The sequence below is a fragment of the Microbacterium sp. Mcb102 genome (genome assembly GCF_024519805.1).
Lineage (GTDB): Bacteria > Actinomycetota > Actinomycetes > Actinomycetales > Microbacteriaceae > Microbacterium.
In genome coordinates, this window is the sequence record NZ_JALJRG010000001.1 from 748,437 (window position 1) to 762,659 (window position 14,223).

The 14,223-nt window shown below is 67.5% G+C and carries 13 protein-coding genes; all 13 read right to left on the reverse strand.

What is annotated here, in order from left to right; genetic code table 11:
• Window positions 1–11: 11 nt before the first annotated feature.
• On the reverse strand, window positions 12–1,205 hold the full coding sequence (metK, locus tag OC372_RS03635) for a methionine adenosyltransferase (RefSeq protein WP_029263358.1): 1,194 nt from the start codon (window positions 1,203–1,205) through the stop codon (window positions 12–14).
• An 88-nt stretch (window positions 1,206–1,293) separates the two neighbouring features.
• On the reverse strand, window positions 1,294–1,548 hold the full coding sequence (rpoZ, locus tag OC372_RS03640; protein ID WP_017204385.1) for a DNA-directed RNA polymerase subunit omega: 255 nt from the start codon (window positions 1,546–1,548) through the stop codon (window positions 1,294–1,296).
• A 66-nt stretch (window positions 1,549–1,614) separates the two neighbouring features.
• Complete coding sequence (gmk, locus tag OC372_RS03645; protein ID WP_029263357.1) at window positions 1,615–2,526, reverse strand: guanylate kinase; 912 nt, start codon at window positions 2,524–2,526, stop codon at window positions 1,615–1,617.
• Complete coding sequence (gene pyrF / locus OC372_RS03650) at window positions 2,519–3,364, reverse strand: orotidine-5'-phosphate decarboxylase (RefSeq protein ID WP_262000949.1); 846 nt, start codon at window positions 3,362–3,364, stop codon at window positions 2,519–2,521. The genes gmk and pyrF overlap by 8 nt, the downstream gene beginning before the upstream one ends.
• Window positions 3,361–6,648 (reverse strand): carbamoyl-phosphate synthase large subunit, encoded by a 3,288-nt coding sequence (gene carB / locus OC372_RS03655; RefSeq protein ID WP_262000950.1) that lies wholly within the window; start codon window positions 6,646–6,648, stop codon window positions 3,361–3,363. Before carB ends, pyrF begins: the two co-directional genes overlap by 4 nt.
• Window positions 6,648–7,826, reverse strand: a complete 1,179-nt coding sequence (gene carA, locus OC372_RS03660; protein ID WP_105709951.1) for a glutamine-hydrolyzing carbamoyl-phosphate synthase small subunit — start codon at window positions 7,824–7,826, stop codon at window positions 6,648–6,650. The genes carB and carA overlap by 1 nt, the downstream gene beginning before the upstream one ends.
• A complete protein-coding gene (locus OC372_RS03665) occupies window positions 7,823–8,335 on the reverse strand; it encodes a hypothetical protein (protein WP_262000951.1) in 513 nt (170 codons plus the stop codon). Before OC372_RS03665 ends, carA begins: the two co-directional genes overlap by 4 nt.
• Window positions 8,332–9,636: a dihydroorotase gene (locus OC372_RS03670; protein ID WP_262000952.1), complete on the reverse strand. Its 1,305-nt coding sequence runs from the start codon at window positions 9,634–9,636 to the stop codon at window positions 8,332–8,334. Before OC372_RS03670 ends, OC372_RS03665 begins: the two co-directional genes overlap by 4 nt.
• Window positions 9,633–10,598, reverse strand: coding sequence for an aspartate carbamoyltransferase catalytic subunit (locus OC372_RS03675; RefSeq protein WP_262000953.1), 966 nt, complete (start codon window positions 10,596–10,598; stop codon window positions 9,633–9,635). The genes OC372_RS03670 and OC372_RS03675 overlap by 4 nt, the downstream gene beginning before the upstream one ends.
• Window positions 10,595–11,125: a bifunctional pyr operon transcriptional regulator/uracil phosphoribosyltransferase PyrR gene (gene pyrR, locus OC372_RS03680; RefSeq protein ID WP_105709953.1), complete on the reverse strand. Its 531-nt coding sequence runs from the start codon at window positions 11,123–11,125 to the stop codon at window positions 10,595–10,597. The genes OC372_RS03675 and pyrR overlap by 4 nt, the downstream gene beginning before the upstream one ends.
• Before the next feature lie 84 nt (window positions 11,126–11,209).
• Window positions 11,210–12,787, reverse strand: coding sequence for a Rieske 2Fe-2S domain-containing protein (locus OC372_RS03685; RefSeq protein WP_262000954.1), 1,578 nt, complete (start codon window positions 12,785–12,787; stop codon window positions 11,210–11,212).
• A gap of 147 nt (window positions 12,788–12,934) precedes the next feature.
• The gene (locus OC372_RS03690; protein ID WP_029263348.1) at window positions 12,935–13,270 is read right to left on the reverse strand and encodes a hypothetical protein; all 336 of its coding nucleotides are present in this window, start codon (window positions 13,268–13,270) and stop codon (window positions 12,935–12,937) included.
• Window positions 13,267–13,914 (reverse strand): hypothetical protein, encoded by a 648-nt coding sequence (locus OC372_RS03695; RefSeq protein ID WP_262000955.1) that lies wholly within the window; start codon window positions 13,912–13,914, stop codon window positions 13,267–13,269. The genes OC372_RS03690 and OC372_RS03695 overlap by 4 nt, the downstream gene beginning before the upstream one ends.
• Window positions 13,915–14,223 lie beyond the last annotated feature (309 nt).

Here is a 14,223-nt window from a genome sequence, read left to right on the forward strand (position 1 = left end):
CCGCGGTCCCATCAGAGCCCGGCAGCGCGGCGCAGTTCTTCGACGCGGTCGGTGCGCTCCCACGTGAAATCAGGGAGTTCTCGACCGAAGTGACCGTACGCGGCCGTCTGGGCGTAGATCGGACGCAGCAGGTCGAGCTGCTCGATGATCGCCTGCGGACGCAGATCGAACACCGACGTGATCGCCTGTGTGATGACCTCGTCGGACACCTTGCCGGTGCCGAAGGTCTCGACGTAGAGACCGACCGGACGTGCGACACCGATCGCATAGGCGATCTGCACCTCGAGCCGGTCTGCGAGTCCCGCTGCCACCGCGTTCTTCGCCACCCATCGGGTCGCGTAGGCGCCGGAGCGGTCGACCTTCGACGGGTCCTTGCCGCTGAAGGCTCCTCCGCCGTGGCGGGAGGCGCCACCGTAGGTGTCGATGATGATCTTGCGGCCGGTGAGCCCGGCGTCTCCCTTGGGGCCACCGGTCACGAAGGGACCGGCCGGGTTGATGTAGAGGGTGACGTCGTCGAGGTCGAGACCGGTCGTGGCCAGCACGGGGTCGATGACGTGCTCGCGAACCCGCGCCTGCAGGTCTTCCTGCGAGATGTCGGGGTGATGCTGTGTCGAGACCACGACGGCGTCGACCGTCTTCGGGGTGAAGCCGTCGTAACCGAGGGTCACCTGGGTCTTGCCGTCGGGGCGGAGGAACGGCAGAACACCGGAGCGGCGCACCTCCGTCAGCCGCTCGGCGAGCCGGTGCGCGGTCCACGCGGCCATCGGCATGAGCTGCGGCGTCTCGTTCGTCGCGAAGCCGAACATGATGCCCTGGTCGCCGGCGCCGAGGGCGTCGAGCGGATCGACCGACGATCCGTCGCGGTGCTCCTGAGCGCTGTCGACGCCGTGCGCGATGTCGGTCGACTGCTCGCCCACCGAGACACTGACACCGCAGGAGTCGCCGTCGAAGCCGGTCTCACTGGATGTGTAGCCGATGCCGTTCACGACCTGGCGGACGATCGTGGGGATGTCGACGTAGGCCTCGGTGCGGATCTCGCCGGCGACGTGCACGAGGCCCGTCGTGACGAGCGTCTCGACCGCCACGCGGGAGTCTCTGTCCTTGGCGATGAGCCCGTCGAGGATGCTGTCCGAGATCTGATCGCAGATCTTGTCCGGATGCCCCTCGGTGACGGACTCGGACGTGAACAGACGCAGGGCGCTCATCGAAACTCCAGAACGGGACGGACAGAGGGAGGGTGTTGCACCCATTCTGGACCGCGCCTCCGACAGAACGGAGGCGCGGCCTCGAATATCACTCTGCGTGACGCAGGCGGAGCTTGTCCTCGTTGATCTCGTGCAGTGCGATGGTGAGCGGCTTGTCCTCGACGGAGGAGTCGACCAGCGGGCCCACGTTGTCGAAGAGGTTGCCCTCGTGCAGATCGGAGTAGTAATCGTTGATCTGGCGCGCGCGCTTGGCGGCGTAGATCACGAGCTCGTACTTGGAGTCGACGCGGTCGAGCAGGTTGTCGATGGGGGGATCGATGATGCCGTTGTTGTGTCCGGCCATGGTGAGACCTCCTGGTCAGGCGACGGGATCGTCGCGAAGTCGGTGCGAAATGGCGCGCGAAGACGCTCAGCGCGCAGAGCTTGAAGACAATTCTACGACCTCGCGGGCCGCCGTGGCGACGTCCTCGTTCACGATGAGGTGATCGAACTCGTTTTGAGCGGCGAGTTCGCCCTTCGCGGTGCGCAGTCGACGGGCGCGCTCCTCGGCATCTTCGGTGCCACGGCCGACCAGCCGGTGCACCAGTTCGTCCCAGCTCGGAGGCAGCAGGAAGATGAGCGTCGCGGCGGGTTCCGCGGCGCGCACCTGACGAGCGCCCTGCAGGTCGATCTCGAGCAGAACGGTCTTGCCTGCGGCCAGAGCCTCGTCGATGGGCCCCCGCGGCGTGCCGTAGCGCGACTTGTTGTGGACCACCGCGTACTCGAGGAGTTCCCCGTCGGCGATCAGCCGATCGAACTCCGCGTCGTCGACGAAGTAGTAGTGCACGCCGTGGATCTCGCCGGGGCGCGGGGGCCGTGTGGTCGCTGACACCGAGAGGTGGATCTCCGGGTTGTGCTCGCGGATGTGCGCGGCGACCGTGCCCTTGCCGACCGCGGTGGGGCCGGCGAGCACGAGCAGTCGACTCCGCGCTCCTCGCGCGCTCGGCGCGGGGAAGCGCGTGTCGAGCCATTCCTCGAGTACCCGGCGCTGACGAGCTCCGAGCCCACCGAGGCGCTTGACCGGAGAGATCTGCAGCTCCTCCAGTACCCGGTCGCGCTTGCCGGCACCGATCGCGGGGAGAGCGAGGAGGAAGTCGGTGATGCGCATCGACCCCTCGACGGAGTCGGCATCCGCGGTGGCGCGATGCAGAACTGTCTGCGGGGTCACCACCCGCATCGTGAGATCGCGCTTCACCGAAGCCCTGGCGCGCCGACGCTCCACGGCGCGGCGTGCGGCAGCAGCCCTGTCGACTTCGGGAACCGTGCGCTGCGCGTCAGACACCGGCCACCTCGAGGTACTCGGCGGCGCGTGCGGTGATCGCCTCGGCCAGATCCGCGGGACCCGCCGAGAGGATGCTGCGGCTCTCGCTCGCGATCACCGCTTCCGACATCGGGCCGAAGCGGCGACGGAGGTCGGCCGGCGTGGCCCCCTGGGCGCCGAAGCCGGGAGCGAGGATGGGAGCTGCCGGTGCGAAGGGCTCGATGCCGGCCAGGGTCCAGTCGACGGTCGCGCCGATCACGAAACCGAAACTCCCCCACTCCCCTGCCGCTGACTCCACGGCGTTGCGAGCGGAGACCTCGCTGATGACCACAGCGGACACCGTCGCACCCGTCGAGCCGGTGGAGCGCTGCAGGAGCTCGGCCTCGGGGTTGCTGGTCGCGGCGAGCACGAACAGCCCCTTGCCATGGTCGGCGGCCAGCGCGAATGCCCCGTCGAGAGCACCGACTCCGAGGAACGGGTTCACCGTGAGCGCGTCGGCCTCCAGTGGTGAACCCGGAGTCAGCCACGCACGCGCGTAGTCGTCCATCGTCGAACCGATGTCTCCCCGCTTGGCGTCGGCGATCACGACGAGACCGGCCGCGCGTGCCGCTGCGAGAACATCTTCGAGTGCGGCGATGCCCTGGGAGCCGAAGCGCTCGAAGAACGAGACCTGGGGCTTGACGATGCCCACCCGCCCGGAAGCGGCCTCGACCGTGCGCAGGCCGAACTCGCGGACGCCCTGCGCATCGTCGCTCAGCCCCCACGCCGCGAGCAACGCGGCGTGGGGGTCGATGCCGACACAGAGCGGTCCGCGTGCGTGCAGCGCCGCGCGGACCCGCTCGCCGAAGCGTGCGCTCACAGTGCCGCCTTCCGCTCCAGCGCGTACTCCTGGAGGCTCTTGACCTGGAAGCCCTCGTGGGCCGCGTCCATGCCGCTCACCGCGGCGCCGAGCACGGCCATGGTCGTGAACAGGGCCTTGTCAGCGGCGACCGCTGCCGCGCGGATCTCATACCCGTCGGCACGGGCCGCCCCACCTGACGGGGTGTTCACGACGATGTCGATCGCCCCCTCGTTGATGAGGTCGACGATGTTCTTCGCCCCGGACTCCTGCGTCGCACTGAACTTCTCGACGACGGTCACGGCGATGCCGTTGCGGGAGAGGATCTCGGCGGTGCCCTCGGTCGCGACGATCGTGAAGCCCAGCTGCTGCAGTCGGTGCGCGGGCAGGATCACGGCGCGCTTGTCCGAGTCGGCGACCGAGATGAACACGGTGCCCGAGGTGGGCATGCCGCCGTAGGCCGCGGCCTGGCTCTTCGCGAACGCCGTCGGGAAGTCGCGGTCGATGCCCATGACCTCACCGGTGGAGCGCATCTCCGGGCCGAGGATGGAGTCGACCGTCTTGCCGTCGGCCGTACGGAACCGCTTGAACGGGAGCACGGCCTCCTTGACCGACACCGGGGCGTCGAGCGGAACGCGGGATCCGTCCTGCTCCGGCAGCATGCCCTCGGCGCGCAGCTCGGCGATCGTGGAACCGGTCATCACACGGCTCGCGGCCTTGGCCATCGGGATGCCGAGCGCCTTGGAGACGAAGGGCACGGTCCGGCTGGCGCGGGGGTTCGCCTCGATGACGTAGAGCACACCGGCGCTGATGGCGAACTGCACGTTCAGCAGTCCGCGCACGCCGACGCCCTTCGCGATGGCCAGAGTGGCCTCGCGCACGCGGTCCACATCGGTGCGGCCGAGCGAGACCGGAGGCAAGGTGCAGCTCGAGTCGCCGGAGTGGATGCCGGCCTCTTCGAGGTGCTCCATGACGCCGCCGATGTACAGATCGGTGCCGTCGTAGAGCGCGTCCACGTCGAGTTCGATCGCGTCGTCGAGGAAGCGGTCGACCAGGAGCGGCTTGCCCTCCTCGATGACGACCTCGCCCGCGGTGCGCACGAAGTAGTCACGCAGCGACGCGGTGTCGTAGACGATCTCCATGCCGCGTCCGCCGAGCACGAAGCTCGGGCGCACCAGCACCGGGTAGCCGATCTCCTCGGCGATGCGTACGGCGCCCTCGACGTCGATCGCGGTGCCGTTTCGCGGCGCCACGAGCCCTGCCTCGTCGAGCAGACGGGAGAAGAGCTCGCGCTCCTCGGCCAGGTCGATCGCCTCGGGGCTGGTGCCGAGCACCGTGTACCCGGCTGCCTCGATGCCCTTCGCGAGCCCGAGCGGCGTCTGGCCGCCGAGCTGGCACACGACGCCGAGGATGGTTCCGCTCGCGGCTTCCGCGTCGAGCACCTCCAGCACGTCTTCGAGCGTCAGCGGCTCGAAGTACAGGCGGTCGGAGGTGTCGTAGTCGGTCGACACGGTCTCCGGGTTGCAGTTGACCATCACGGTCTCGAAGCCGGCGTCCGACAGCGCGAACGAGGCGTGCACGCACGAGTAGTCGAATTCGACGCCCTGACCGATGCGGTTCGGGCCCGAGCCGATGATGACGACCTTGGTCCGCTCGGACGGTGCCACCTCGGTCTCGTAGTCGTAGCTCGAGTAGTGGTACGGCGTGAGAGCCGGGAACTCGCCGGCGCAGGTGTCGACCGTCTTGTACACCGGGCGGATGCCGAGGCCGTGGCGGACGCCGCGCACCTCTGCCTCGTTCGTGCCGCGGATCTCGGCGAGCTGCGCGTCGGAGAAGCCGTGCTCCTTGGCGTACCGGAGGGTCGCGGCGTCGAGCTCGGGAGCCGTGCGGACGATCTCGGCGACCTCGTTGATCAGCACGATCTGGTCGAGGAACCACGGGTCGATCGCCGTCGCGTCGAAGGCCTGCTCGACGGTCGCCCCCTTGCGCAGCGCCTGCTGCAGCGTCACGATCCGGCCGTCGGTCGGGATCCTCGAGATCTCGAGGAGTTCCTCCACCGAGCGCTCCTCCGGGCCCCAGTGGAAGCTGGATCCGCGCTTCTCCAGCGAGCGGAGCGCCTTCTGCAGCGCGGTCGCGTAGTTGCGGCCGATCGCCATCGCCTCGCCCACCGACTTCATGGTCGTGGTCAGCGTCGCGTCGGCCGCCGGGAACTTCTCGAACGCGAAGCGCGGCACCTTGACCACGACGTAGTCGAGCGTGGGCTCGAAGCTCGCCGGTGTCACGCCGGTGATGTCGTTCGGAATCTCGTCGAGGCGGTAGCCGAGCGCGAGCTTGGCCGCGAGCTTGGCGATCGGGAATCCCGTCGCCTTCGAGGCCAGGGCGCTGGAGCGCGAGACGCGCGGGTTCATCTCGATGACGATGATGCGGCCGTTCGACGGGTCCACCGCGAACTGGATGTTGCAGCCACCGGTGTCGACGCCGACGGCACGGATGATGTCGATGCCGATGTCGCGCATCTTCTGGTACTCGCGGTCGGTGAGGGTCAGCGCGGGCGCGACCGTGATCGAGTCACCCGTGTGCACGCCGACCGGGTCGACATTCTCGATGGAGCAGACCACGACCGTGTTGTCGGCCGTGTCGCGCATGAGCTCGAGTTCATACTCCTTCCAGCCGAGGATGGACTCCTCCAGGAGCACCTCGGTGGTGGGCGAGTCGCGCAGGCCCGCACCGGCGATGCGACGCAGGTCGCTCTCGTCGTACGCGAAGCCGGACCCCAGGCCGCCCATCGTGAAGCTCGGGCGGACCACGAGCGGGTAGCCGAGCTCGTCAGCGGCCGCGAGAACCTCGTCCATCGTGTGGGCGATGCGGGAATCCGCCACGTCGGCACCGGCATCGAGGACCAGCTGCTTGAAGATCTGGCGGTCCTCGCCCTTGTTGATCGCCTCGAAGTTCGCGCCGATGAGCTCGACGTCGTACTTCTCGAGGATGCCGTGGTTGTGCAGTTCGATCGCCGCGTTCAGCGCGGTCTGGCCGCCGAGGGTCGGGAGGATCGCGTCGGGGCGCTCCTTGGCGATGATCGTCTCGATGACCTGCCAGGTGATCGGCTCGATGTAGGTCGCGTCGGCGAAGTCGGGGTCGGTCATGATCGTGGCCGGGTTGGAGTTGACCAGGATGACCCGGACACCCTCTTCACGGAGCACGCGGCACGCCTGGGTGCCGGAGTAGTCGAACTCGCAGGCCTGACCGATGACGATCGGGCCGGAGCCGATGACGAGGACGGAGTTGATGTCGTCGCGCTTGGGCATTACTTGGAGTCCTTCTGGCTGGCGATGACCAGGTCGCGGAACCTGTCGAAGAGGTAGTTGGCGTCGTGCGGGCCGGCCGCCGCCTCGGGGTGGTACTGCACCGAGAAGGCCGGGATGTCGAGGGCGCGGAGGCCCTCGACGACGTTGTCGTTGAGGCCAACGTGACTGACCTCGACCTTGCCGTAGCCGTTCGGGCTGTCGAAGGAGCCCTCCAGGGGCGCCTCGACCGCGAAGCCGTGGTTGTGGGCCGTGATCTCGACCTTGCCGGTCTGCTTGTCGAGCACCGGCTGGTTGATACCGCGGTGGCCGAAGGGCAGCTTGTAGGTGCCGAGACCGAGCGCGCGGCCGAGCAGCTGGTTGCCGAAGCAGATGCCGAAGAACGGGAGGCCGTCATCGAGCACCGAGCGGAGCAGCTCGACGTGGTCGCCGGAGGCCGCGGGGTCACCGGGGCCGTTCGAGTAGAAGACCGCCACGGGGTCGATCGCCCGGATCTCGTCGATCGTGACATCCTGCGGAAGCACGTGCACCTCGAAGCCGCGGGCGGCGAGGTTGTCGATCGTCGCCTGCTTCACGCCGAGGTCGAGGACGGCGAGGTTGCCGATCCGGTTGCCCATCGCCGTGGTGATGGTCGCGACGTCGACCGAGACCTCGGCGGAGAGGTTGCGTCCCGCCATCTCGGGCGCTTCTCGGACGATGCGCACCTGCTCCTCCGGATCGAGGGCGGCATCCGGGCCGGAGAAGATCCCGCCGCGCATGGAGCCGGCCGAGCGGATGTGGCGGGTGATCGCCCGGGTGTCGATGCCGCTGATGCCCACGATGCCGTCCTCGACGAGCACGTCGTCGAGCGAGGCGTTCGCACGCCAGTTGGAGACCACACGCGAGGGGTCGCGCACGATGTATCCGGAGACCCAGATGCGACGGGATTCCGCATCCTCGTCGTTCATGCCGGTGTTGCCGATGTGCGGTGCCGTCTGCAGGACGATCTGGCCCGCGTAGGAGGGGTCTGTGATCGTCTCCTGGTAACCGGACATGCCGGTCGCGAAGACGACTTCGCCCAGGGTGCGTCCGCGGGCGCCGTAGGCGCGTCCGGTGTGGCGGGTGCCGTCTTCCAGGACGAGGACGGCGGGATCGGGGAGCTGGGCCGCGGGGGCCTGTCCGGGGGGTGTCGAGAGTGTCATGACGTTGCTCCTGTGTCGGGGGCGGCGGGGACGAGCCGCTGCAGGTCGGAGATGAGAGTCCGCGGGTCGCCGGTGGCGAGCCGCAGGTAGCTGTCGACGATCGTGTCGTCGTCGATGTTCCAGGCGATGCGCACGAGGCCGCCGGGCTCGACGACCCGGTCGATCGTGACCGTGGCGCGGTCGACGGCGACGAGCCGGGCGCTCGCGAGGAACACCGTCGGCGCGCCGTCGAGGCAGAGGGCGATGCCGCGATCCGTGAGGGCGAGTTCGCCGCGGGCCCGGTACGCGAGGGGCGACACCGCCAGACGTTCGAGCGGCTGCTCGTGCCGTGTCGTCGACACGTACAGGACCTCGTCGCGGCGGGAGACCTCCGCATGCTCCGGAACCCCCAGCGGGGCCGTGAACACGGAATCGCGGCGGATTCGTCGTCGCCAGGCGAAGAGCATGGTGAGCAGCACCAGGAGCGCGACCGCGATCGTGATCGCGACAGCGAGGTCCCGAGCGCTCATGCGCCGAGCTCCTCGACGACGCTGCCGCCGTCGACGGTGAGGACGCCCCCGTGGATCGTGTACTCGACCCGTCCGGGAAGAGCCCTGCCGAGGTACGGCGAGTTCACACTGCGGCCGTGCAGATCCGCTTCGGTGAAGACGCCGTCGACGGAGGGGTCGTAGAGCGTGATCTGGGCGGGCTGACCGACCTCGAGCGGAGTGCCGTGACCGGCGAGGCTGCCGATACGCGCCGGCGTCGCGCTCATCACCCGTGCGACATCGGACCACTCCAGCAGCCCGGTCTGCACCATCGACTGGTGCACGACGCGCAGCGCGCTCTCGAGGCCCACCATGCCGTTCGCGGCAGCCTGCCACTCGCACGCCTTGTGTTCGCTCGGGTGCGGGGCGTGGTCGGTGGCCACGATGTCGATCGTGCCGTCGGCGAGGCCCTCGCGCACGGCGAGCACATCCTCTTCCCGGCGCAGCGGCGGGTTGACCTTGTACCGCGCGTCGTATCCGCGCACCAGCTCGTCGGTCAGCAGCAGGTGGTGCGGGGTGACCTCGGCCGTGACATCGATACCGCGCTTCTTGGCCCAGCGGATGATGTCCACCGACCCCGCGGTGGAGAGGTGGCAGACGTGCAGGCGCGAGCCGACATGCTCCGCGAGCAGCACGTCGCGGGCGATGATCGACTCTTCGGCGACGGCGGGCCAGCCTGCGAGGCCCAGCTCCGCCGAGACCGTGCCCTCGTTCATCTGGGCGCCCTCGGTGAGGCGGGGATCCTGCGCGTGCTGGGCGATGACTCCCCCGAAGGACTTCACATACTCCAGCGCACGGCGCATGATCAGCGGGTCGAACACGCAGAAGCCGTCGTCGCTGAAGACGCGGACCTGCGCGCGGGAGGTCGCCATGGCGCCCAGCTCGGCGAGACGCTCGCCCTTCTGGCCGACGGTGACCGCGCCGATGGGCTGCACGGTGGCGTAGCCGGCTGCTTCACCGAGGGCGAGCTCCTGTTCGACCACACCGGCGGTGTCGGCGACCGGCGAGGTGTTGGGCATGGCGAAGACGGCCGTGAAGCCGCCGGCGGCCGCAGCCCTCGTGCCGGTGAGGATCGTCTCGGACGCTTCGTAGCCCGGTTCGCGCAGATGCGTGTGCAGGTCGACGAGTCCGGGCAGCGCGACGAGTCCCGCCGCGTCGACGACGCGCGCGCCTGAGCGGCTCAACCCGCTGCCGATCTCGGCGATCCGGCCGTCCTCGATGATGATGTCGGCGCTCTCGGCACCGAGAAGCTGTGCGCCGGTGATGACGAGGGTCTCGTTCACAGGTCTCCCCCTCGTTCGTCGTCTCGTTCTCCTGCCAGAAGCAGGTACAGCACCGCCATGCGGACGGACACCCCGTTCGTGACCTGTTCCAGCACCGTCGAACGGGGGGAATCGGCTGCTTCCGAAGAGATCTCCAGTCCCCGGTTCATGGGTCCGGGGTGCATCACAATGCTACCGCCCGGAAGAGCCGCCACTCGCCGCGCGTCCAGGCCCCAGCGGCGGGAATACTCCCGCTCAGTCGGGAAATACGCGGCGTTCATCCGTTCGAGCTGGATGCGCAGCATCATCACCGCGTCCGGCTCGTCCGCCAGCGCGTGATCGAGGTCGTACACGACCCGGACCGGCCAGAGCGAGACGTTCTGCGGAACCAGCGTAGGCGGAGCCACCAGGGTGACCTCGGCGCCGAGCGTGGTGAGCAGCCAGACATTCGAGCGGGCGACCCGTGAGTGCAGGACGTCGCCCACGATCACGACGTGCATTCCGCTCAGGTCCTGGCCGCGGCTGTCGGCGCCGAACCGACGCTTGCGGATGGTGAAGGCGTCGAGCAGAGCCTGGGTCGGATGCTCATGGGTGCCGTCGCCGGCGTTCACGACCCCCGCCGATATCCACCCGCTGGTCGCGAGGGTCTGTGGCGCACCGGAGCCCGGGTGACGGACCACGACCGCATCGGCACCGATCGCCTCGAGCGTCTGCGCGGTGTCCTTCAGGCTCTCGCCCTTCGAGACGCTGGAGCCCTTCGCGGCGAAGTTGATGACATCGGCGGAGAGTCGCTTGGCGGCGGCTTCGAACGAAATGCGCGTGCGCGTCGAGTCCTCGAAGAAGAGGTTGACGACCGTCTTGCCCCGCAGGGTCGGGAGCTTCTTGACCTCGCGCGACTGTGTGTCGGACATGTCTTCGGCGATGTCGAGGATGCGCAGGGCAGTGGTCCTGTCGAGGGTGCGGGTGTCGAGGAGGTGTCTCATTCGCCGATCGTCACCTCTTCGGCCCCGTCGTTCTCGAGGAGGCGCACGTTGACCCGCTCGGTGCGGGCGGAGGGGATGTTCTTGCCGATGAAGTCCGGACGGATCGGAAGCTCGCGGTGCCCGCGGTCGACGAGGATCGCGAGGCGCACGACGGCGGGGCGTCCGATGGACTGGATCGCGTCGAGAGCAGCGCGGATGCTGCGACCGGAGAAGAGCACGTCGTCGACGAGGACGACGGTCTTGCCGTCGATGCCGCCCACCGGGATCTCGGTCGGCTGCGGAGAACGGGTCGGGTGCTTGGCGAGGTCATCGCGGAACAGCGTGACATCGAGCGATCCGACCGGGACGGACTGCTGTGCGATCTCGCTGATCAGCAGGCCGAGTCGGTGGGCGAGAGTGACGCCCCGGGTCGGAATGCCCAGCAGGACGAGGCTCTCGGCGCCTCGATTGGACTCGAGGATCTCGTGCGCGATACGGGTCAGCGCTCGTGAGATGTCGGCTTCGTGCAGCACGGTGCGCATGCTCATCGGCCGCTCCCTTCTCCGCCTCACAGGACGGTGTTAAAGGTTGCTTGTCATGCCAGTGTATCGGAGCGATGAGGCTCCCGAGGGTCAGCTGGCCTCTCGCAGCACCGGATCGGTGACGTCGTCGATCTTCGACGAACGGATCGCGTGACCGGCGGTGGAAAGGCAGCGCCCGGTCTTCAGATCCCACTTCCAGTCGTGCATGCTGCACGTGAGGATGCCGTCTTCGTCGACCGTGCCGGTGCGGGTGAGGTCTGCGCGCAGGTGCGGGCAGCGACGCTGAACGACCCAGTCGCCGATCTCGGTGTCTTCGGTCTGGTCGGTCTGCTCCTGGTACCAGTTCTCGACGTACTCGATGCGATCGACCGACAGGCACTTGAGGAACGTGGTCAGGAACTCGTTGAACTTGCCGCTGCGGCCCACGGAGAACTGCATCGAGAGGAAGATCGAGTTCGACCAGTCGATCTCGTGGTCGACGATGTTGGTCGACACCAGATCGGCGGGGATGGTGTACCAGTACACGCACTCTTCGCCCGCGTACTCGCGGACCTTCGCGCGCGGGAAGTCCACGACCATGTCGAGTTCGCCGATGCGGAAGCGCACGCAGCCACCGACGCCGAGCCGGATCGTGCGGGACTTCTTCAGCAGCGGCTCCCACCACGTCTTGAGGGCTTCGAGCATCTCCGCGGGCGGGATGATCTCGGCGCGAGAGGCCTCCTCATCGTGGATCTCCTGCTGTCGGCTCGCGCGCTGCTCCTCGAGGTAGTCCCACTTCTCATCGAAGATGTGCGCGATCTCGGCCTCGGTGTAGAGGGTCTGCTCGCTGGTGACCGCGCCCCCGTCGACCGTGACCACGGTGCCGGGGATGAAGAGCTGGCCGTCGTACTGCGGCGCGAGCTCCTTCATGTGCGCGAGGAACTGCTTCTGATCCGTGAAGATCGACTCGCCGTTCTTGCCGAGCCCGTTGAAGTCGAACAGGTCGTCGCGGAGGAACATGGGCGGGCCGGCCATCGGGAAGACGTGCGGGGCATCGACCTTCTCGATGTAGTACATGGCGCGCTTGTTCTGCGCCTCGCGCTTGAGCCGAGCGAAGTTCTGCTTGGCATCCAGCGGCAGGTCGTAGACCATGGGCCACCAGATAGCTCCGGAGACCTGCGTGAAGTACGCGTCGGGCTTGCCGAAATCGAGCAGCTTCTCGAGGTCGAGCGGGTGCGAGTCGTTCTGGTTGAGCACCGAGCCGGTACCGTCGTCGACGCTCAGGGAGGAGTCGCCGATCGGACCGTCGCTGGGCGCGCGCAGCGGTGTGATCATCATCTTGAGCTCACCGCGCTCGATGACCCGACCCGCGGGTGCGTAGGTGATGTTCGTGTAGCCGAGCGCGCGGATGTCCTTCTCGAGGTCATCCGTCGGGTACTCCGGAAGAAGCACCTCGATGTCCTTGCGGATATAGCGCTCGAGCAGCTTCGGGTCGAAGTGGTCGCGGTGGCGGTGCGAGATCCAGAGGAAGTCGGCCTCACGCCCGAAACGCTCCCAGTCGAGCCCTCGGTTGTCGGGGAACGGGAACCAGGATCCGTAGAAAGAAGGCCCGAGGACCGGGTCGCAGATGATGTTCCCGCCCAAGGTCTCGATGAACATCCCGGCGTGGCCGAGTCCCGTGATCCGCATTACATTCCTCCCGAAAGTGAACCGTTCGATTGTACCGAGGGCTCCCTGTGGGCCCGGTCGACCTCGCCGTGAGTATTCCGGTCAGGCGTCGAAGAACCCGCGGCGGCCTCACCGACACATCGCCGCGCGAGGCCGCCGTGCCACACTTCAGGCGTTGGAGCCGTGGGGGTATCGCAGGCGGGCCGCTCCGATGACCAACAAGGTGATGAGCGCTGCCAATGCGACTATCAGGAGAGCAGTGGCGCCTACGGATCCGGTGATCGTCACGGCCGGAGCATATTCCCGTCCGGCAGCGCCGCGAAACGTCGCGATAAATGGAATCGCGATCGTCGTCCCGCCGCCGAACGCCACGGCCGCGCATAGCATCCATCCAACGAGCACGATCCCGACCGAGATGAGGAGTGAATGGAGAACGACCAGGCAATAGCCAACCATCGACGAAGCCGAGCCGCGCATTCCGATCGCCCCTTCAGCGCTCGTCATCGTACGCACCTGGCAGTGAAGCCATTCTTCGTGGACAGCTCGGGATACTTCCCCATCGCCCGGCACGTGTTCCACCAGCTGACAACGATCCACGTAGCGACACCGAGTACCGCCGCGGCAACGACGATCATCGCAATCGTCGTCACGACGATGACGACCAGGGGGAGAGGATCGGCAACGACGGGGTACGCCACGTCGCTGAGCTCCTGATGCTTGACGATCTGCGTCAAGGTCGTTCCCTCGACGATGTAATGCGTTGGTACTGCCTCGCCATTGGCGTCGCGGGCCCAAGCCGGCTCAAAGACCACCTTGGTCACACCTTGCGCGTCAATGATCTGCGCCCCGCCTTCGTCGGTCGCCACGAGCCTGTGCCCTGCGGGAATCGACAGGCCATACGCGTAAGACTCGGACGCCAGTTCATTCTCGATGACCGAGAGGAGCTGTACGCCTCCCTCCGTCGGAACGACGGCGTTGGAGCTCTCACCGCCAGAGGCAAACGCGACGGCGCCGTTCTCTAGCGTACTGGCGGGGGCTGAGGTTGCTGCATTGGGGAGAGATATCCCGAGCGAGAACTCCCCTACGGTCATGGAAACGCCATCTCTGGCATTGGCCGGGATGATCACGTCCAGATAGCCGTCGCTCATCACAGGATTAGCATTGTCCTGCGCTGGCGACTGGGAGCCGACGGGGTGCTGGAGCAAACCTTCACCCAGGTTGCCGAGAGCGCTTGCGACTGCCTGATCCTCCTCACCATATGAGGACGTACCTTCCTCGGCGAGAGCCGGTGTAGCCGTCACCATTGTTGCAGCCAACGCTCCCGCGATGATGATTCCTACTGTCCGGTGCATCTCCAAGCCTCCTCTATTTGATCCCCGCTAACCGGTAACACGCTAGCTGTGTACGGGTTGCGACTGCTTGCGCACCGAACTTCCCGTAGATGCGCCCCACCCACC